Origin of the sequence: Archangium lansingense (assembly GCF_026626635.1) — a bacterium.
GTDB classification, from domain to species: Bacteria; Myxococcota; Myxococcia; order Myxococcales; family Myxococcaceae; genus Archangium; species Archangium lansingense.
Window position 1 is genome coordinate 3,902,621 of the sequence record NZ_JAPNKA010000001.1, and the last position, 21,564, is coordinate 3,924,184.

General features: G+C 69.7%; 6 protein-coding genes. All 6 read right to left on the reverse strand.

Translation table 11 applies throughout. The features are described from left to right. Window positions 1-106 precede the first annotated feature (106 nt). The 6 genes from pbpC to OV287_RS15970 all read right to left on the reverse strand — a co-directional run bounded on the left by pbpC (window position 107) and on the right by OV287_RS15970 (window position 21,555). On the reverse strand, window positions 107-2,467 hold the full coding sequence (gene pbpC, locus OV287_RS15945; protein WP_267534878.1) for a penicillin-binding protein 1C: 2,361 nt from the start codon (window positions 2,465-2,467) through the stop codon (window positions 107-109). Further along, a complete protein-coding gene (locus OV287_RS15950; RefSeq protein WP_267542351.1) occupies window positions 2,457-8,207 on the reverse strand; it encodes an alpha-2-macroglobulin in 5,751 nt (1,916 codons plus the stop codon). Before OV287_RS15950 ends, pbpC begins: the two co-directional genes overlap by 11 nt. After that, window positions 8,207-13,453 carry a hypothetical protein gene (locus OV287_RS15955; protein ID WP_267534879.1) on the reverse strand — a complete coding sequence of 1,749 codons (5,247 nt, stop codon included), beginning with the start codon at window positions 13,451-13,453 and terminating at the stop codon, window positions 8,207-8,209. Before OV287_RS15955 ends, OV287_RS15950 begins: the two co-directional genes overlap by 1 nt. Window positions 13,454-13,685: 232 nt before the next feature. Continuing rightward, window positions 13,686-14,888 (reverse strand): cytochrome P450, encoded by a 1,203-nt coding sequence (locus tag OV287_RS15960; protein ID WP_267534880.1) that lies wholly within the window; start codon window positions 14,886-14,888, stop codon window positions 13,686-13,688. Beyond that, complete coding sequence (locus OV287_RS15965) at window positions 14,885-16,399, reverse strand: condensation domain-containing protein (RefSeq protein ID WP_267534881.1); 1,515 nt, start codon at window positions 16,397-16,399, stop codon at window positions 14,885-14,887. The genes OV287_RS15960 and OV287_RS15965 overlap by 4 nt, the downstream gene beginning before the upstream one ends. Then, on the reverse strand, window positions 16,396-21,555 hold the full coding sequence (locus OV287_RS15970) for a non-ribosomal peptide synthetase (protein ID WP_267534882.1): 5,160 nt from the start codon (window positions 21,553-21,555) through the stop codon (window positions 16,396-16,398). The genes OV287_RS15965 and OV287_RS15970 overlap by 4 nt, the downstream gene beginning before the upstream one ends. Between the last annotated feature and the right edge of the window lie 9 nt (window positions 21,556-21,564).

Genomic DNA, 21,564 nt, shown 5'->3' on the forward strand with positions numbered 1-21,564 from the left:
AACAGGCGCGCCCGGACTCAGGGCGGGGGAGCATCCGCCTCGTGACGGGGCACATCCACCTCCGTCACGCGCTCGCACTGGCGGTCATAGCTGGAAGTGACACGCGTCAGTCTTCCACTACCACCGTCACCGGCTGACTGACCTGGGAGCGGTGCACCATGGCTGCGGTGATGACGTGCTGTCCGGGCCGCAGGCTCCAGCGGAACTCGTGCGGGTAGCCCACCTCGGCCACTGGCACCCCGTCCACCATCCAGACAATGGGCTCCGTGCTCGGCGTCACGTCCGCCGCCAGCCGCAGCGTCGAGGCCGAGGCCGGCGTGTCCGGATCGTACAGCAGTCGCACAGTGCCCTTCGGCTCGCGGATGGCCACCTTCGGCTCCAGCTCCTCGGGCCGACTCGGGCAGAGCGGGCTCTCCCTCAGCGGTGCGATGTCCAGGTGCTGCTTCCGCGCCCACTGCTCGTACTCTTCGGGCAGCGACAACATCACCCGCGTCACCACCTCACGCTCCGGGCATGTGGGGCCTGCCCTCAGGCTGTTGCGACGGTCCAGCCGAATCTTCGCGTGAAAGGGACAGCTCTCCGCTGGGGCCGTGCCGGAGACGAACCACTCGCTCTTTCGGTGGGGGCACTCCGGCCCCGCAAGCCGCCCCGATAGTGGGCATACGTCCACGGCCAACGCCCCAGTGGGCGGCGGGAAGAAATCGAGCACCGGCCGGTACGGGCGCCATTCCGGCATCACCGCGTCGAAAATCTCATGCACCGCGTTGGCCGCGCCGTGCAGTCCTCCCACTCCATTCATCCGGCGCCAGTCGTGATTGCCCACCCAGACGGCCACGAGCAGCCGGTCACTGAAGGCCATGGCCCAGGCATCGCGGTAACCCTGGCTGGTGCCTGTCTTCACCGCCACGGCGTACGGGTAGTCCAGGGCGCTGCCGACGGGGAACGACGGCCTCCGGGCCAGCGGATCCGCGAGCATGTGACGCACCAGTTGGGCCGACTCGCGCGTCATCAGCCGGCGCGAGGGAGCCAAGGGCTCGTCGGTGAAGCGTCGCAGCGAGCGTGTCTCTCCCTCATGGGCGAGCACCAGATACAGCTCCGCCAACTCCTCCAGCGTGACATGAAGGTTGCCCACCGCCAGGCCCAGGCCGTAGCGGTCCGGCTCGTACGAGATGGCGCCCACGCCCGCCTTCTCGAAGAAGCGCAGGGCGGGCTCCACTCCCACCTGCTCCAGCACTCGGAGGGCAGGGATGTTGCGCGAGTTGCCCAGCGCCTCGCGCAGCAGCATGGGCCCCAGGAAGGAGTGGTTGATGTTCTCCGGCAGGTAGGCGCGGCCGTTCTCCACGCGCGCGTCCATGGGCGTATCCGCCAGCTCGGTGGCGGCGGTGGCGATGCCCTTCTCCAGCGCCAGCCCGTAGATGAAGGGCTTGAGCGTGGAGCCCGGTGAGCGCCGCTGCTTCACGAAGTCGATGGCCCCCCGGTGCTCCTGGTTGAAGAAGTCGCGCGAGCCCACGTACGCGAGGATGTCGCCTGTCTCCGTGTCCACCACCAGCGCGGCGGTGTTGCCCGCCCCCGCGCCGTCGAGCCGATTCAGGTTTCGCTGGAGGATGTCCGCCACCTTCGACTGCACCTCCAGATCCAACGTGGCCGTGGAGATGGGCAGCTGTCTCGCGCGGGCCAGCTCACTCCACTCCAGCACGGCGTGCAGCGCCTCGGGCATGCGCTGGGGCCGAGGGACGAGCCCCAGGTCCGCCTGGAGTGACTGCTCCAACTCCTCGCGGGACAGGGCGCCCTGCGCGTGCAGCGCGCGGAGGATGCGGTGGCTTCGCTTGCGAGCCCGCCGCAGGCCATCCTCGCTGTACGGGTTCATTCGCCCGGGGAGCTGCGGCAGGCCCGAGAGGAAGGCTGCCTGCGCCCAGGACAGGTCCTCCACGGGCTTGTCGAAGTAGAGGCGCGAGGCTCGCGCCACTCCGTGCACCCGGTTGCCGTAGGGCGCGATGGCCAGGTACTGGCGGAGCACCTTCTCGTGGCCGTGCCCGTGCACGAGCAGCAACGCCTCTACCGCCTCGCGCACCTTGCGCCAGGCGGTGCGTTCTCCGGGCGTCTGCATCCGCGCCACCTGCATGGCCAGGGTGGACGCCCCCGAGATGACGCGCAGATTTCGCACGTTCTGCATCAGGGCTCGTCCCACTGCCGGCAGGTACACGCCCGGGTGTTCGTAGAAGTGCCGGTCCTCGGTGACGAGCGTGGCCTGGACGATGCGCTCGGGCAGCACGTAGGGCACCGGCCAGTAGCCAAGCTCCCCGCCCGAGCCGGGCACCTCGCCCAGGTACGCGCCCCGCCGGTCCAGCACGAGGCGCGAGGGCTCGTAGCCGAGCAGCCCGTCCTGGAGGCTGGAGGCGAACCACACCCCCGCCACCAGCAGCACCAGGGCGAGCACCGCCGCCCGGCGTGTCCACCTACTTCTCATGCTCTCCCTTCACCACGACGCGCAGGCCCTCGCCGCGGCCCCGCACCGACTCGCGGTACATCAGCTCGGCCCAGGGCGCGGGGTGCACGAAGGAGCCCTCGGTGGCGGCGCGCACCCGGAAGTGGAAGGTGTGCGTGCCACGCGGCATCTGCAGGAAGTAGTAGCGCACCTCGTTGTCCAGCCGCTGCACGTAGGCCGGGCGGAGCGAGTCCGACTGCGACGGCTTCGCGTCCGAGGAGGCATTCGCCAGCTCCGGGTTGAGGGGCTCGAGTCCCGCCGCGAAGGGCACCACCAGCGCCACGTGGATGCGCTCCTCCTCGGTGACGATGCGCGTGTGCAGCTCCAGGATGTCGCCCACCTTCAGCTCCTTCACCTCGCCCGAGGCGTCGTCGAAGCGCGTCTCCTCGGAGCCGTCCGCGTGCAGCCAGGTGGCGCTGCGCGAGACGATGAAGCCCTGCTTGAGCGGCGTCACCTTGTCTCCCGGCGTGGCCGGCACGTACTGGGTCTCTACGCGCATGCCCACGGGCCCACCCTTCACGGTGGCGGAGAGCTGCGCGTCATTGGCCACCTCGGCGCGGGCCGTCTTCGTGTTCTTGTCCACCTTGAGCGTGGCACCCGAGGAGAGGGTCACCGTGGTCTCCGGCACCGCGGGCTTCGCCTTCTCCAGGTACAGCGCCAGCGCACCGATGGCCCGGCGGTTCTCGAAGGTGCTGCCGAAGCCCGTCTCCGCGCTCGCGTAGGAGAGGAGCGCGTCGCGCAGTTGCTCGAGCCTCGCATCCTCCGGGGACAGCCGTATCAGCGCCTCGAAGACGGCCGCCACGCTGGCGGGCCTCGAGCCGAGGAAGCCGTAGTATCCCCACGCGTCGCGGCGCCACTTGAGGCCCTCGAAGACGGGCTTGCCCTTGTTCAGCTTGATGATGACGCTGTCCCACAGATCGGTGCGCAACACGTCCAGGTTGGCGCGGTACACCGTGGGCTGGGTGGACATGGTGGAGGCCAAGTCCGCCAGGCTCTGGATGTCCAGGCTCCCGCGAAGCTGGAAGAGATCGATGAGGTAGTGCTGGTCCAGCGAGCCCACGCGGGCGAGGGCTCGCAGCGACGCCGTCCGCTGGTTGTAGCGCCACTCCTGTACCAGGCCCGGGTAGTCGCTGCGCAGCACGCGCTTGAGTCCCTCCACCGCACGTGTCTGCAGCTTCTCGTCCACCTTCAGGCCCGCGCGCCGCGCCCCGTCCAGGAACTCCACCGCCAGCGCCGTCACCTGCACGTCGCCCGGGCCTCCCGGCCAGAAGGCGAACAGGCCCTGGTCATCCTGGTAGAGCGCCATTTCCTCCTGGATGCGCTGCACGTTCCCGTTGATCTGCTTGCCGAAGGGCGTACGCACCCCCAGCTCGCGCAGCACCGCGGCCTGCGCCACGTCCGGGTAGAGCTGCGACAGCTTCTGCTCGAGGCAGCCGTGCGGGTACTCGGCCAGGTACTCCAGGCCGGAGATCATCTCCAGCACGCCGGGGATGGCGGTGATGACGACCTCCTGCGACGCGGTGCCCGGACGCGCCGGTTCGGGCAGCGGCTTGAGCGTGGCGTTGCCCGCGTTCAGCGTGTCGAAGTACGCGAAGTGCTCCACAATTCGGTCCGGTAGCACGGGTAGCTGCACCTCGAAGGCGTCCCCGGCCTTGTCTGCCTTGCGCTCGATGTCCACGCGCACCTTCAGGGACTGCGGCTCGGACACATCCGCGCTCTTCACGGTGATGGGCGTGACGAAGCTCATGGCCCGGTTGGCCTGGAGCTCCACGTTCTGGCTCAGCGGCTGGAGGTCCGCCGGGCCCGACACCCGCACCTGCACCGAGCCGGGTCCACCGCTGCCCTCCACGACCCGGCCCACCGCGCCGCCCCAGAAGCGGTCTCCCTGGCGCACGAAGCGCGGGAGCTGCGGCTGTACCAGCACCGGCAATCGCACGCGCAGCACCGTCTGCTTGTAGCCGAAGCGCTGCAGCCCGGAGATGGCCACTGCTCGCACGCGGAAGTTGGTCAGGTCGTCCGACAGTGGCACCTGCACCGTCAGCTTGCCGGACGCCGGCACCTGCAACGTGGCCTGGTAGTACGGCACCGTCTGGAAGTTCTTGCGCACCACGCGCTTGCTGCCGCCTTCCTGTTCCTCCTCGCTGCCGTCACCTCCGGGCGTCTCCTCCTGCTCGAAGAGCTTGCCCACCAGGGTGTTGCGCGTGTCGCGCAGCGTGGTGCCGCGCATGTTCTCCTTGATGAGCTCGTCGAGCGGGTTGAGCGGCCCTTCCGGCGCGAGCGACAGCACGGCCTCGTCCACCAGCCACAGCGTCACCTCGCCAGCGAGCGGCTTGCCCTGGTCGTCCTTGAGCGCGAGCTCCACCGGGATGGTGGCTCCGGGGCGCGCCGTCTCCGGGTGCTTGATGTCCACCATCACCTGGTTGCGCACCGGCTCTACCTTCACGTCCACCGAGGCCCCGAGCGTCTGCGGCCGGTAGCGCGAGTCGTCCTTGTCTCCCTCGCCGAGCCGTCCCCGCATCAGCAGCACATGCACTGGCACGTTGGGCACGTGCTGGGAACGGATGGCCAGCTCGTGCACCGCCTTGCCACCGGACACCTCGTGCCAGGTGTAGGTATTGCCACCCGGCTCCTCCACCACCACCAGTGCACGGCCCTCCTGGAAGGGGCTCTGGAGGATGAGGCGTGCCGTCTCGCCCGGCTTGTACGACGTCTTGTCCGGAGTAAGCCCGAACACGCCCTGGCGCGACTTCTGCCAGGCCATGGGCGTCTGGCCTCCCACGTACAGGTCCGCCGACAGCGTCTGCACACGCCCCAGCTTGTCGCGCGCCACCAACTCCACCACGTACACGCCGGCCTCCTTCAGCTCAAAAGCTGGCGATACGGGCTTGTCCTCCGTGGTGGTGATTGTCTTCTCCGCGAGCTTCACATCCTCCTGCTCGGTGACGTAGCGGGCCTCGCCGGTGGCGAAGTGCGTCTCCCGAAGCTGGCTGTGCCAGATGCGCTTGTAGAGGCGCACCAGCACCTCCTGACCCTTCACCAGCTTGTCATTGACGCCCACGGCGACGATGTCCGGCGTGAGCGTGAAGGGCTTGTCCGAGTAGCGCGGCAGCTTCAGGCCCAGCACGAAGGGCGGCAGGGCCTTCACGTCTTGCACCGCGGAGACGGGCTGGTTGTCCGCGCCGGTGACGGTTGCTTCGAAGCGATAGATACGCGCCGAGCCGTCCAGGTCCAGCGCCGGGTTGACGCTCATCTCGTCGGCGCCGTTGTCATCCAGCGTCGCGTTGCGCGACATCGCTTCGGGGGCGCGGCTCTGTCCCTCGCGGGCGAACTGGGTGCTGGAGGCGAAGAGGAAGCCCTCGCGCCCCTTGGGCACGTAGTAGTAGGGGCGGCGCGTGACAGTCCACGAGATGGGCTGCCCGGCCACGTTGCCGCCCGCGTAGTAGCGCGCCACCGCCTTCACCTTGAAGGGCGCATCCAGGCGCACCGTGGCGGGACTGGAGAGCTGCACCTCGAAGGTGGGGATGCGGTAGGCCTCCACCTGGAACTTCCGGCGCATGAGCGTCTGCCCCGTGCGCACCTCCTCGAGCAATGCGTAGTACTCGCCGGTGGGCGCGTCCTTCTCCTGGAACTCGCCGGAGAAGCCGTAGAGCGCGGTGAAGGTCAGCGGCAGCTTCCAGGTCTGCTCGCCCGGGCCTTCCACTCGCAGCGTGTAGTTGCTCTCGTTCCCGGGGGCCACGAAGTCTCCGCCCACCTCTTTGCGCAGGAAGCCCTTGATGTAGACCTTCTCGCCCGGCCGGTAGATGGGCCGCTCGGTGAAGAGGAAGCCTCGCAGCCCATCGTTCGGCGGCGGCGGCGGCTGCTGCGACAGCCACTCCAGCCAGCCCGAGGACGGCGACCAGTGGTTGTTGGTGAAGGCCGCCGGGGCCTCGCGTGGATCCAACACGAGGATGTCCTCGCCGTTCTGCACGGAGACGCGCTCGATGCGCACCCAGTCCGACTGGGGGCTGAGGCTCGCCCGGCCGTTTTCGTCCGTGGTGAGCTCGTGCTTGAAGGGCACCTCCATGGTCCTGTTCGGCCACTTCGGATCCGGCACCCGGCGATGGCCCTCGAGCACGATGCGCGCGCCACGGATCTCCTGGGCCGTGTCCAGCGTGCGCACGAAGAAGACGGCCTTGTCCCGCTCCTCCACCGTGCTCAGCGACAGGTTGGTGATTTGAACCCGGACGTAGGAGCGCTCGGGCGCGCCGGTGAGCCGCCGCAGGCCAACGAGGTACGTGCCGGGCCTCACCTTGCCCACCGCCGGGTTGAGCAGGGGCGCCAGGTCCAGGCCGAAGGTGGTGGTGCCACCGCGCTTGGGCAGTGGCAGATCCACCAGCGTGGAGACGAGCGGCGTGCCCAGCAGCCGGATGTGCGCCGATAGCTCGTCCTCACCGATGTAGCCGGGCGTCGGCTTCACCTGGGGCTCCTCGCCGGGGAAGGGCGGGGCGCTCTGCTCGTTGATGACGATGGGCCGGTTGGGGAAGGGCCACAGGCCGGGGTGCAGCGGATCCACCCGGTAGACGCGCACGTCCGCGCGCGCGTCGCCGTAGCCCTGCAGCGGCAGCATGCGCGGGCCCTTGGCCTCCACCACCGCGGTGCCCTGCATCCAGCGCAGGAAGGGCTGCTTGAAGTCCAGGTGGAAGAAGACCTGGAGCTCGCCAGGGTCCCGCAGGGGCCGGCCGCTGTCATCGTGGATGGGCGCGGCACCAATGCGCATGCGGTACAGCGTGTCCGGGACGAACTTGCCGCGCAGGGCCACGCGGCTGCCGTACGCCTGGTAGTGCAGGTCCGGCACCGCGGGCTCCAGCCGCACCAGCTTCTTGAGCGTGGTGAGCGTGAGGCCCTCCACCGGCGCGGAGAAGACGAGCTGCGGCAGGTCTCCCTGGTTGCCGCACGCGAGCGCCATGTCTCGGGGCGTAGACGCTCCACCCGTCAGCGAGAACTGGCTCCTGCCGCACTGCACCTGCTGGAGGTGGAAGGCGGGCCGCGTGGACAGCCGCCCCACCCACAGCACCTTGTCCTCATCGCCCAGCGCGAGGCTGACGTTGACGCGCAGCTGCTTGCCCTCGGGCACGTCCTCCTCGAGGGTGATGGCATAGACGGCCTGCTCGCGCTGGCTGCCGCGCGGGAGCTGCGACAGCGTCCAGTCCTTCAGCACCCGCGTGGGCGAGTCCGCCAGGCCCGGCAGGTCGCGCACCTCCAGCCGCAGCATCTTGCGCAGCGAGTCGAGCGGCAGCGCCTGCGGGAAGGTGAGCGTGAGGGTGCGGAAGGGCCTCAGGTCCGTGCTGTCGGGCTGCGGCGACATCGCCGAGGGCGCCGACATCATCGTGGTGAGAATCTTCCGCGAGCCACCGGCCTCGAAGGAGAAGCGCGCCAGCGCGGGCCAGGGCTCGGCGGGGCGGAACTGGAGCGTCTTGCGGTCCGCCCAGAACCACTGGCCGGGCCACGAGGGCACCACCTTGAGCCGCTTCGCGCCATCGTCGGCGCTCTGCTTGCCGGGCCCCACGTTGTCGGGGAAGTAGACGGTGACCGGGTCGAAGCCGCGCAGGAACTGGTCGGGGAGGATCTTCACTCCTCCGCCTTCGGGGCGCTGGCTCTCGTCGGCCGGACGGTACTCCTGCGCCCGGGCGGGGACGGCCGCGAGCACCAGGAGCAGGCAGAGAAGGGAGTTCACGAGGCGCATCACGGGCTCTCTCCGATGCGATTGAAGAAGTCGCGCAGGTACTCCTCGGGGACACCGGTCTTCGCACCGGCGAGTCCCACGAGGACGGGCTTGAAGGGGAGGGGACGCTCCAACGTGCTGGGAGCGTGGATGGCGAGCAGGTAGGTGCCCTTCTCGAGGGCGAGGAACTGCTGGCAGCCCTCGCCCAGCACGCGCTGGGTGGTGTCGAGCACGGTGCACTGGAGCACCTCGGCGGGCACCTGCAACCCCAGGCCGATGTTGCCGGCCGAGGCGGTGTCGAAGCGGAAGTAGTGCGTCTGTCCCGGGGCGACCCAGCCCTCGGCTGCGGCCACGCCCTCGGTCAGCGTTTTCACCGGTTCGTGCGTCCAGGTGACGTTGCCGGTGAGGGGCTGGCCAGCGAAGCCACGCACTACGAGTCGGTAGGTACCGGCCTCGAGCAGCCGGTCGACGGAGCAGCCACGTTCCAGGCCCGCCACCACGAGCACGGTGGTGTCCCGGGCGAGGCCGCAGACCCCCGAGTCGCTCCGCAGGTGGACGACGGCATCGGCGGGCACGGTGAGGGTGCGCTCCACCACTTCGGAGGAGAGACGCAGGGCCTTCGCGGCAGGCAGCTCGGGCGCCTTGCCCTTGGGGGCCGGGGGCAGCAGGGCCTGGCCGAGCCCTTCCGGAGTCGTGAGCACCGCGCGCACGCCGCCTGGGTTCGTCTCCAGCAGGAGCTGACCGCGGCGGCCTGGCGGCACCTGGTGCTCGCAGCCCTCCAGCCGCGTCCCGTCATCGAGCGAGGCCACACACCGCTCCGCGCCCGTCACCCGCAGCAGGCGCGGGCTCTCCGAGGTACCGAAGGACAACACCTGCTGGCCGGGCACGCGGGAGGTGGCCTCGAAGAGGGTCGCGAGGGGCACTGCTGGCTTCGCCGCCTCCACCGAGAGCACCTCCGTCTGCACTCGGGACTCGGCCGGGGACCAGAGGAACACCGCGCCGCCCGTGCCGCTCAGGATGCAGCGGGAGAGCGCGTCGCCGGGCGGGCACAGGTCCACCGCGGTGCCCTTGTCATCCACGAGCACGGCCCAGGCCTCCCGAGGAAGCGAGAGCTGCACGCGCGCGGGCTCACCGGGCATCACCATTCGGAGGCCGGGTCCACCACTCCACGTCAGGTCCTGCAGTCCGGGCGCCAGTGGCACGGATGAAGTGGGCACCGGGAAGGAGAGTCGCTGGACGACGGCCTCTCCCTTCTCGCCCACGGGCGTCCACCAACGCGCGAGCGACTCCTCGGTGGGGCCGGTGGCCGCGAAGCACGCGGAGCGCCGCTGCTGCGCCACGCCACCGTCCAACCGGCATGCCGGGTAGGCGGAGTCGCCAAAGGGCACGCTCACGCGCATCAGGTGCAGGGCCTGCTGCTTCGAGCGCTGGCGAAGCAGCGCGGTGTCCCGGCTCAGCGAAGCGCGCTGCTCCTCGGGCTTCTCCAGCGTGGCCACGCGCTCGGAGAGGAGGAATTTCGTCTCGGCGGTGGCGCCGGGCACACCGAACACCCAGTCACCGGCCTCCAGCGAGGCCTCGGGACCGCACGGCCGCAGGGGGCCCTGCTTGGACGCGGGCAGGCAGTAGACGCCGCTGCCCGTCTCGTAGCGGCCGGGCCTGGACACCTGTGCGCTCGTGGCCTCGCCGGCTGGGATCCTCCCGCCGGAGAAGGGACGCAGGGGGCGCGCTGCCACGCTGGTGCTCACCTTGGTGGGCTGGCCCAGCGTCCACACGCGCACGCGCCAGGACGAGGTGCCCGGATTCAGCAGCACCTGGCACTCGCGCACGTCCATGCCTCGCGATACCACCGCGCCGCGCTCATCCTCCAGGGCACAGGAGAAGGCCGACTTCGCCCGCAGCACCACCTGCTGCAGCGTCTCCGCGGGCACGGGCGGCAGCGCGGCGCGCACCACCCCGTTGCCCACCTCCAGCGTGCCGCCCTCGGCGAGCACTCCGGCATCGGACACCGTGGCCAGCTCCACCGCGACGCGCGAGGGGCCCGGCTGTTGCGTCTGGCTCTCCAGCACGAGCGTGTAGCTGCCCGCGGGGAGTGGCTCGGCGATGGCGCAGTTCCAGTCCGCGCCATGGTCCGCGCTCTCCACCACGAGCCGTCCCGCGTTGTCGAAGAGGCGGCAGCGCACGTCCGTGCTGCCTCGCGTGAAGAGGCGCAGCGTGCCGTCCACCGGCAGCACCAGCGGGAAGCGCCCGGGGACGTTCACGTCCTTCACCATGGGGGGCGCGAGCACCTCGGTTCGCAGGTACAGCGAATAGGAGATGGCCACGTCCCCGCGGCTGTGCTCGGCCACCAGTTGGTAGCGTCCGGGCTCGAGCTGAAGGGACTGTCCCTCGGGGGGCGGCGTGTGCGCCGCGGGGAGAGGCGTCACCGCTGGAGCGGCCTCCTCCTCACCGGAAGACTCCGAATACTCAGAGGATTCCTCCGAGGCCTGCTCGCCCTCGGAATACTCGGAGGACCCTTCCTCCGATGGGGGCGGCGGCGGGGCGTACGTGCTCTGCGGAGCGATAACCTCCACGGGCTTGAGCGCACCGTCCGCGCCCACGGTGTAGAGCCGCCCCTGCATGCCATGGGTGAGCGTGAAGGACACGGCCATTCGCGCTGGCACCTCGAAGGTGAACTCGTCCTTGCCGTCCTTGCCGAGCTCCGCCCGGTACCACTGGTTGTAGAGCACCGCGTGCGCCTTGTTGCCCTTGAGCACCACCGGGGGCTGGATGCGCTCCAGCGCGGTGCGGCGCATGGACTCCACCGTCAGCGGCAGCTGCGTCCACAGGTAGGTCCCCTTGGCCAGCCGCATCGATTGCTCGCAGGCCGTGGGCACCGCCACGACGGGCCAGCCCTGGGGATCATCCAGGCGGCACTGGAGCTGAGCTCCCAGCGCGGCGGTGGACAGGGTGTAGTCCGCGCCGCGAGGCACCGTGAGTTTCTGCTGGATGAGGTCGCCCGCTTCCACGCGGAAGAACACCTCGCCGTCCGCGCGTACGCCTTCGGCCCCCTTCACTTCGCGCCGCTCCAGCAGCACGGCCCCTCGGCCCTTGCTCTGATTCACGGTCTTCGCGGTGAGCAGGTAGCGGCCGGGCCGCAGGTAGGTGGACACGAGGCAGTTGCGCCCGCGCCCTCCGCCCTGGGCGCTGCCCACCTGGGGCACCACGGGCGTGCGGATGCTGCAGTCGGTGGCCAGCAGGCCCTGCGTCGTCACGTGGTAGAGGCCCTCCTTCTTGACGTCGAAGGTGAGCGAGTGCGACTGCCCGCGGTCGAAGTCGAACCAGGCGGGCTCGGAGGGCCGCAGCGAGGGCAGGGGAGGGAAGATCGGCGAGTAGGCGCTCAGCGGCGGCGGAGGCGGTGCGGGCGGCGGGGGCCGGTGCACCATCAGGTTGAGGGACGCTCCACCCGGCTGGGACAGCGTGAGTGTGCCGCCCGTGGACGGAAGCTGACAGCGTCCGTCACGCGCCTCCACCCGAGTGCTTCCCAGGGCGCACGTGAAGGGCTCGCCTCCGGAGGAGCGCACCTCCGCGGCGCCTCCTTGCGCCAGGGGCAGCTCGAGCGCATCCGTGCCGTCGAGCACCACCGGCAGGGGCTCGGAGAGGGCGAGCGGCAGCGGGCGCAGCACGAGGCCTCGCAGCGAGCTGGCCGTGCTCCGGTTGGCGACGATGCGGTAGAGGGTGTCCTTCCGCAACTGCACGCCCTTCATCAGGCACGAGGTGCGCGTGGCCGTGTCCTGCTGGGGCTCGCGGCCCTCGGGGGCCAGCGTGAGCCGCTCGATGCCCTCGGTGCCACCGTACAGCTTCAGCTCGTAGATGCCGGGCCCGGCCGTCTGGGCGATGCGGCACGTCTGCCCCCTCGGGTCCGTCTCGATGACGCGCTGCCGTCTGGGGCCGTCCACCTGCCATAGCTCGCAGCGGCTCTTGCGGTCCCCACTGGTGGAGAAGACGTAGCGCCCGGAGCGCGTCACCTCGAACCAGATGGTGGTGTTCGAGCCGTTGTAGTTGAAGGCCCGGCGGAACGGACGGTCGGGGCCCACCTCGGGCACATCGAACTTCAGGGGGACCCAGTCATTGCGGACCGACTCCTCCAGCATGCACCCCAGGGGCGCGCTGTCCGCGTCCAGGGGCACCTCATGCAGGCCCACCAGGAACTCGCCGCTGGAAGGTGCGCTGAAGTACGGCGTCAGCCCGCCCTGGCCGTAGGTGCCGTCCAGGAAGCGATCGTTCGCCGGGAGGGGGGCCCATTGCAGCATCAGCCGCGTTCCGGGCTCACCCCGGAGGATGGCCACGTGACGGCTCGTGCTCGCCCCACCCACCATCGCGCTGCACTGCGGGGCGAGCGCCTTGCTCTGGATCTGACAGCTCGCCTCCGTGCTCGAGGTGACGTTGCTGGCGCCCTCGGCGGACAGCCCGTGGATGCTCAGGCGGCTGGAGGACTGGGTGCTGCTCTCGCGCGAGAGGAAGAGCGCGGAGGGCCCCGGGGGCAGCTCCACCGAGGACATGCCCCAGGACGGAAGGGTGACGCTCAGCGAGCGCACCGCGGGCGCCTTCGGGAAGGCATAGGCCACCGAGAGGGTGTTGTCCTCCTGTCCCTCGGTCCACTGTTTCGGGGCCGTGCCGTAGGCGGTGAGCAGGTAGCTGCCCGGGTCGAGCGTGGTCTCCAGCCACCACTCGTATTGAGGTTGCCCCGCGCGGGGTTGCGTGGAGGCGTCCTTCACCTGGACGGGCTCCAGCCACGCGCCGTTGCGCCACAGCCGCACGTCTCCGGCGGTGCGGCCGGAGACCCGCAGGGTGACGGGCTGGCGCTTGTCGATTTTCAGCCAGAAGGACGCCTGGTGGCGCGGGGCGAGCACCTGGCGCACCTCGCGCTCCGGTACCAGCAGCACCGGCTGGGCGTTGTCCTCGGTGTAGGCCACCGCCTTGAGGTCCACCTTCCCCTGGGTGCCCTTGCCCGTGGTTCTCGAGGCCAAGCGCAGCTTGTAGGTGCCCTCGTCCAACAGCAGATCCAGCTCGCAGTTGGCACTCCCCGCGGCACCACTCTGGGCGAAGGGGCCGCGCACCTGGTCGACGATTTCGCAGGAGGTCCCGGCGGGGGTGCGCGCGGTGATGGACACGCGCGAGGCGCGGTCGAGCGTGACGAGAGTCTCCTGATTGCCCTTCGCCGGCACGGAGGCGGGCGAGAGGCTGACGGCGTGGAGCAGGAGGGAAAGTGACAGCGGAGAGAGGAGCATGAGGCCCTCTGGTGGAGGTGCCGCACAAGGGGTGCGGCCGGGCGCCCCCCTCATAACAGCAATCCCCGGGCCACCCTATAGGCACTCCCCAGGCCCCGGGCTTCACCCGGGGTGTGTCCGCGCGGCCACGCCGTCGTGGCCCATGGCCCGCGTCAGTGCCACCCGGGAAGCACGTGCTGCGTTATCGACAACGGCCGCTGTCCTTGGAGCCAGCCCCGGTTTTAGGGGCGGGCTACCAGGTGACCGGCATCTCGTACGCGGCTAACAGGTTGTCGTTCTGCTTGAAGGGGATGTCCTCGACGGGCACGGCCAGCCGCAGGGTAGGGACGCGCCGGAGCAGCGTGGGGAACACCACCTCCAGCTCGATGAGGGCGAGCGCGCGTCCTGTACACAGGTGGAGCCCATGCCCCAGGGCGAGGTTGCGGTGCGGTGGGCGGTGGAGGTCCAGCTGGTCCGGGTTGGGAAAGACCGTCTCATCGCGGTTGGCGGAGTCCGTCTGGACGAGGACGCCTTCACCGGCACGGATGAGCTGACCGCCAATAATGATGTCCTCGGTGGCGACGCGCTGCCTGCCGCTGTGTGAGACGGTGACGTAACGCAGCAACTCCTGGATGGCCGCGGAGAGCTGCTGGGGATCCTCTGCGACCGCATGCAGCTCGCCGCGCTGGTCCGGGTCGAGCAACAGCGCCAGCGTGCCCATGATGAGCATGTACGCGGATGGCCCGTGTCCGGCGTGGAACAGCATCTGGAACATGGCGGCTGCGTCCTGCTCGCTCAGCGCTCCCTTCCGTACGTACTCGGCCACGACGCGACCGATGAGCGTGTCACTGGGGTTGCGCACGTTCTCGGCCACGAGACGCTCGAAGTAGCCGTCCATCTCCTCCAGTGCCCGTCCGGCCTCCTCCTTCGGCGTGTCACGGGACCCGATCGCGCAGCTGAGGCGGTGCAGGTGCTCGCAGTCGTCATGGGAGACGCCGAGCAGGTCGCAGATGACGCGAATGGCCACGGGGAGCGCGAAGGCCGCCAGCAGGTCCACCGGCCGCGGCCCGCCCAGCATCGTGTCGAGCGCCTCGTCGACGATGCGCTGGATCCGCGGCCTCAGGAGCTCCATCCGCCGAGGAGAGAACTCCTGCATGAGCATGGCCCGCTGGGCCCGGTGCTCCGAATCCGCGCGGAACGCGAACGGCAGGACCCGGTCCAGCCGCGCAGCCGAGGTGGGCGAGGTGTGGGGGAAGCCCGGCAGCCTGAAGTCCAGGCTCAACCGTGGGTCGCCGAGGGCCTGGGAGGCATCATCGTAGCGGGTGATCAGCCACGGCGTGCTGCCGTCCCACACCCGAACGCGGGTCACCGGGGCCTCCTTCCGCAGCCGCTTGTACTCGGCTGGAGGGTCTAGCGGGCACCGCCAATTCTTGGGCATGGGATAGGCATCGCTCATCGTGACGCTCCTGGTTGCTCGAGCAGGGCAGCGGCTCCGGCCGCCGTTGGGGTTGCGTACAGGTCACGCAGCCCGATGTGCCGGCCAAGCTCGGCACGGACCCGGACCGCGACGTCGATCAGCTGCAGGGAATGGCCGCCGAGACGGAAGAAGTCGTCGTATGGCCCGACGGCCTCGAGCCCCAGCACGTCGGCGAAGATCCGGGTGAGGGCCCGTTCCGTCGCGGAGCGCACGGGCAGCAAGTTAGACACCGGCTCACCGGGCTCGAGGGCGCGCAGGACCGCCTCGTAAGCCGACAGCAAGCCGTCGATGAAGCCGGTGTCGAACACGCTCTCATCGAACTCGGCCCAGAGGATGCTCGCGCCGCTGGCGGTCTCCTCGACGCGAAGGGTGAGCTCGAACTTGGCGGTGGCGAAGTCCAGCAGGTGCTCCGTTACCGAGCAGCCGTGTAACTCCAGGGCACCGGCCGTACCCACCGGGTGGTAGGCGAAGTTGACCTGCACGACTGGCGACCGGGTGGGGTCTCTCGGTGGGGCGAGCTCGGCGACGAGCTGCTCGAAGGGCATGTCCTTGTGCGCATAGGCGGCGGCCGTAGCCTCGGCCACCCTCGCGAGCAGCTCGCGGAAGGTGGGGTTTCCGCTCAGGTCGACCCGCAGCGCGACGGTGTTGACGAAGAACCCGAGCACGCGCTCGAGCTCCGGCAGATCGCGGTTGGCCACGGCCAGACCGAGCAGCACCTGCTGCCTGTTCGCGCAGTGACCGAGCACCACCCCCCAGGCCGCGGCCAGGACCGTGAATACGGTCTGACGCTCGGCACTCGCGAACGCGCGCACCGCCGCGGCGACCTCGGAGGGGAGCGCGCGATGTATGCGCCGCCCTCGCCCCTGCGCGCGACGGGGCGGGACGAGGTCCAGCACCAGCGGCAGTCCGGAGAGCTGCTGACGCCACCAGCGTGCCAGCTCCGTCCTCCGCTGCTCGGTGAGTTGCTCTCGTTGCCACGCCGCCCAGTCCGCATACTGCACGGGCAGCTCGGGCAACGCGGCGGGCTCCCCGGCGACCGCTGCCTGGTAGGCGATGGCCAGCTCCTCGAAGAAGATCTGCAACGAACAGCCGTCGGCCACCAGGAGATGCATCGAAAACACGAGGAAGTGCGTCTCCGGAGCCTGCCGGAGCACGGTGAGCCGCAGCAGCGGCCCGTGTTCGAGATCGAACGGCTGGGACACAACGGCTTCCGCGTGCCGCAGCGCCTCGGTTTCGTCTGGAACGTCGAGCACGCACACGTGTCCGCATCCGTCGGGCAGCACGTGTTGATGCGCACCGAGCGGAAAGACGGTCCGCAGCGATTCGTGCCGGGCCACCAGCACGTCCACCGCCGCACGCACCGCGGTGGTGTCCAGGGGGCCTGTCACCCGGAAGCAGCGTGCCGAGCTCTGGGCAAATCCCGAGGGATCGAGCCAGTGAAGGAAGCACAGCCGCTGCTGGGCGAAGGACATCGGGAACGCGGTCGTCATGTGCGCGGCAGCTTCCCGATGGCGGGCCGAGCAGGCGGCAACGTGGTGAGCGCCTCGGCCAGTTGTGCGACGGTCGGGCCCGCGAAGACGGTGGCGAGAGCGACCTCCCGGCCGGTCATCCTGCTCAGCCGCGTGGCGAGCTTCATCGCCTGCAAGGAATGCATGCCCAGCTCGAACAGGCTGTCGTGGACACCGACCCGGTCCACCTTCAGCAGCTCGGTGACGAGCGCGGCAATCCGGGCCTCGGCCTCGTTCCTGGGCGCCGTGAACGGCGTGTCCGTGCTCACTTGGGGCTTGGGCAGTCTGGACCGGTCGAGCTTGCCATTGGTGGTCAACGGCCACGCATCGAGGACCAGGACGGCACCGGGCACGAGATGTCCGGGCAACCTGCGCGCCACGTCCTCGCGCACAGCCTGGCCAGACACCGCTGACCCGGGTGCCGCCACGACGTAGCCGATGAGCCGCACCTCGCCCACGGTGCGATCGGCGAGAGCGACGGCGTCGGTCACCCCGGGATGGGCGGCCAGTGCGGTCCGGACCTCGGATAGCTCCACCCGGACGCCGCGGATCTTCACCTGGTCATCGCGGCGGCCCAGGAAATCAATGACCCCGCCGGGGAGCCACCGGCCCAGGTCCCCACTGCGGTACAGCCTTCCGCCCGGAAGCGTCCCGAACGGGTTCGCCACGAACCTCTCGGACGTCAGCTCCGGCATGCCGAGGTATCCACGCCCGACGACAGGGCCGCCGATGCAGATCTCCCCGACTACGCCTGGCGGCACCACCTGGAGGTGTTCGTCGAGCACGACGAGCTGAGAGTTGGACAGGGCTCGGCCGATGGGAACACGGGCTCCCTCGACGTCGTGCCAGTCCTCGAGCCGCTGACCGCTGACCACGATGGTCGTCTCGGTCGGTCCGTAGAGGTTCGCCACCTTCGTGAAACCCCGGCGCCGCAGCGCCCGGAACGCGTCCGGAGAGACGACATCGCCTCCGACCATGACTCGCTCCATGGCGTCGAACACCTCCGGGAGTTCGGCCACCAACGAGTGGAACACCGCGGGCGAGAGGAAGGCGTGGGTGATCGACTGCTGGGTGAGGCACCGAGCCATCCCCTGCATATCCCAGCCCGGTTTCAAGAAGTGGATCGCGGCGCCGTTCAACAGCGCTCCCCAGAGCTCCAACACCGACACATCGAAGGCGACCGATGCCGCGGCCAGCACGGTCTTGCCTGGCACCAGCCCGAGGGCTTCCATTTCGTACAGACGGGCCACGACCGAGCGGTGCTCGATCTGGACTCCCTTGGGCCTGCCAGTCGAACCGGACGTGTAGATGACATACGCGAGGTCGGTGGGTACTCCCGAGGGCAGCGGGACATCCGGCGAGTCGGGAACGTCCTCCAGCACCACGGTCGGGAGACCCGGTACCCGATGGGCCAGCTCGGCTGTCGTGATCACGGCTCGTGCCCCGGCGTCCTGAACCAGGAGCTCCAAGCGGGACGGGGGATGGCTCGGATCCAGCGGGAGATAGGCCGCACCGGACTGGAGTACTCCGAGTTGTGACACAACGAGCTCCGCCGAGTGAGGGGCGCACACCGCCACCACGTCTCCCCGGCCGATGCCCATCCCGCGGAGGTGACGTGCCAGCCGTTCCGCCCGGAACGTGAGCTCGCGGTAGGACATTGGCGCGTTGCCCGACGTCACAGCGGGCGCATCCGGAGTGCGCTCGGCCTGTCGCTTGATGAGGTCGGGCAACCATTCCGCGGGTGCGTCACTCCGGGGGCCCGTGACGACGAGCGCCTGCCGGCCCGCGTCGTCCAGCAGGGGCAGCCTCGACACCGGGGTGTCCGGGGCGGCGGTGATGGCATGCAGCAGCCGCTGATACGCGGACAGCATCCCGGCGATGAAGAACTCCTCGAAGAGGTCGGAGTCGAACTCCCAGGCGAGCGTGATCCCGCACAAGGACGAGCGTGGGCTGGCGCGTACCGGGGCATCGGACCGGGGAATGCGCACGACGTTGCCGGCCAGCCTGCTGATGTGCCCTGGCTCGGAGTAGCGGGGAACCGCGATCACGGACAGCTCGAACTTGGCCGAGCCGTTGCTGAGTCCTTCGACGACGGAGACCTCCAGCGGAGCCTCGCTGAGCGTGCCCAGCGAGGCGTCATGGAAGCTGAACATCGCCTGGATCAACGGGTTGAGTCCGCCGTGATGCCGTGCGGGCGACTCCGCGAAGAGCATCTCGTACGGCAGCTCCTGGTGGTCATAGGCCGCCAGGGTGGTTCGCCGCACTTGAGCCAGGAACTCCTCGAACGTGGGGTCTCCGTGCAACCGGCCGCGCAGCACGACATTGTTGACGAACATTCCCAGCAGGTTCTCCGTGTCCTGCCAGCGCCGGTTGGCGACCCCGGAGCCGACGAGGATGTCTCGGGAGCCGGTGTACCTGTGCAGCAGGACGAAGAACGCCGCGAGGAGCGTATTGAACAGGGAGGTGTGGTTCCGGTCGGCCAGTGCCTGCAGGCGGCGCGCGAGCTCTCCGTCGAGCTCCATCCGGGGCGCCATTCCGCGGAATTTCCTCGAGCCGGGCTCCGCGCGGCGGGGGAGTTGGAGCACGGTCTCGGCGCCTTCCAGCTCCTGGCGCCAGAAGCGGCGCTGCGCCGCCGCGGCCTCGGTGCCGCTCCACTCCCGCTGCCATCGCGCGTAGTCGGAGTACTGCACTGACAGGTCCGGACGCCGCACCCGGCCATGGCGCACGAAGTCGGCATAGCCGTTGAGCAGGTCGCGGACGAAGACGTTGAACGACCAGCCGTCATGCACGATGTGGTGCTCGACGTGCACGAAGACGTGCTCCTGCGCGCTGAGCCTGAGCAGCAGCCACCGGAACGGCCTGCCGTCGGCGAGCGAGAACGGCGCCTGGATCATGTCGCGAACGGCCTCGCCGACCAGGGTCTCCTGCCGGGCTTCGTCCGCGTCGCTGAAGTCCCGCAGCGGGACCTCCACCTCCCAGGGAGGATCCACCTCACACGTCAGCTCCCCATCCACTTCGGGGAGGCGTGTGCGCAGCGCGCTGTGGCGCCGGATGATGTCCGACAGGCTGGCGTGCAACGCGGTGATGTCCAGGTCTCCTGCCAGCCGGAGCACCGCCTGCGTGTGGTAGGCCCGTGCGTCCGGATTGAGCTTGTGCATCAGCCACACCCGCTGCTGGGCGTACGACGGAGCGACCCCGGTGCCGGGTTCAGCGGCTCGCGGGCCCAGCTCCGCACGGTCGAGCCGGTCACCGATCGCCGCCGCTATTCCGGCGACCGTAGGAGCCTGGAGAACAGCGCTCAGCTCGAGCTGCGCCCCCAGCGTGCCGCGGGCCCTGGCGACGAGCTGGGTGGCGAACAGGGAATGGCCACCGAGCTCGAACAGGTTGTCGTGCACTCCCACCGACTCCATTCCGAGCAGCTCAGCCGCGATTCTCACCAGCGCCGCTTCCACGGGCGTGCGCGGCGGCTGGTAACCGGTGGTGTCCGGCCGTTGTGGCCGGGGCAGCCTGGCGCGATCGACCTTGCCGCTCGTGTTCAGCGGCCACTCGTCGAGCGGCACAATGACATCCGGTACCAGATAACCGGGCAGGAGTCGGCGGAGCTCGGCGCGTAACCCGTCGGCCGACAACACCGTGCCAGCGGCCGGTATCACGTAGCCCAGGAGACGTTCACCCGTCCCGTCGATGACGGCCACCGCATCACGCACGCCTGGCAGCGCAGCCAGCGCCGCCTCGACCTGACCTGTCTCGATGCGCACGCCGCGGACCTTGACCTGGTGGTCGCGCCGGCCGAGGAACTCGATCGTACCGTCCGCCAGCTGCCTGCCGAGATCGCCGCTGCGGTACAGCCGGCTTCCCGGCACCGGGCTGAACGGATCCTGAACGAACCGCTCGGCGGTGAGGCCGGGCTGTCCCAGGTACCCGCGCCCGACGCCGTCCCCGCCGATGCAGATCTCTCCCGGGGTTCCGTCGGGAACCGGCTGCAGGTGCTCGTCGAGGATGACGACGTGGCAGTTGGAGATGGGACGGCCGATGGGCACTCGCTCGCCGTCCTGGGCTTCCACCGGGTGCAGCGTGGTGCACACCGTCGCCTCTGCCGGGCCGTAGCCGTTGACGAACCGTTGGAACGCCGCCCATTGCCGAGCGGTCTCCGGGAGGCATACGTCGCCGACGCTCATCACCACCTGGAGGTCTGTGAACCGGCCTGCCCGTAGCGTGCGCAGGACAGCCGCGGGCAGCACGGCATGGGTCACCCGGCGGCTCAACAGCACTTGCGCCAGTGGATCTCCAGAGAGCTGGGTGTCGTCGATGAACTCCAGGCGACCGCCATTGGCCAGCGCCAGTACGAGCTCGAACAAGGCCCCGTCGAAGGCCGGGTGAGCGAACTGCAGCACCCGCATGTCCTTCCCCAGCTCGCCCAGGAAGTCCCGCTGGGCCTGGAGCAGATGGGAGACACCCCGATGCTCGAGCATGACCAGCTTGGGCTCACCGGTCGAGCCAGAGGTGCAGATGATGTACGCGAGATCCTCCGGGGTGAGCGCAGCCCCGCCTGGTGCGTCCTCGAGCGCCGGCTCGAGGGTGACGGGCGCGCTGCCGAGCTCGAGGTAGGGCACTCCCGGCATGGCGCTGGCTTGCGACAGGCCTACGACCAGTACCGCCCCTGCTCTTCGAATGACGTCCTCGCGCCAGGCCGCCGGGTGCGCAGGCGTCAGCGGAAGATAGGCTGCACCGCACTTCCAGACGGCGAGCACGGTCTCGACGAAGGCGGGTCCGCGGTCCATCACGACCGCGACAACATCACCGCGCCCGAGCCCCCTGGCTCGCAGTATTCCCGCCAGGGCGGAGGTCCGCTTCCTCAGCTGCGCATAGGTGACTTCGAGGGCCGCATCCGAGAGCGCGACGCGGTCGGCATGTAGTCGCGCCTGCTGCTCGAGCACGTCCAGCACCGACCGCCAGGGACCGTGGTCTCTCCTGTTGTCTCGCACGCGGGCTGCAATCCGCGCACGGTCCACGCCCTCTGGCGGTGTGCTCCAGGAGGGCTCCGCGTCTATCGCCCACGGGCCCTTCAGCCGGAGGCTGGATAGCAGTCGTTCGTACTCTGTTCCGGTGGCGAGGGCGGTGGGGGGCGTGGAATGCAACGGTGTCTC

Bases quoted from the DNA above. Each gene is read 5' to 3' on its own strand.
- OV287_RS15950 (WP_267542351.1), bottom strand. From the start codon at position 8,207: ATGCGCCTCGTGAACTCCCTTCTCTGCCTGCTCCTGGTGCTCGCGGCC.
- OV287_RS15965 (WP_267534881.1), bottom strand. From the start codon at position 16,399: ATGACGACCGCGTTCCCGATGTCCTTCGCCCAGCAGCGGCTGTGCTTC.
- OV287_RS15960 (WP_267534880.1), bottom strand. From the start codon at position 14,888: ATGAGCGATGCCTATCCCATGCCCAAGAATTGGCGGTGCCCGCTAGAC.
- pbpC (WP_267534878.1), bottom strand. From the start codon at position 2,467: ATGAGAAGTAGGTGGACACGCCGGGCGGCGGTGCTCGCCCTGGTGCTG.
- OV287_RS15955 (WP_267534879.1), bottom strand. From the start codon at position 13,453: ATGCTCCTCTCTCCGCTGTCACTTTCCCTCCTGCTCCACGCCGTCAGC.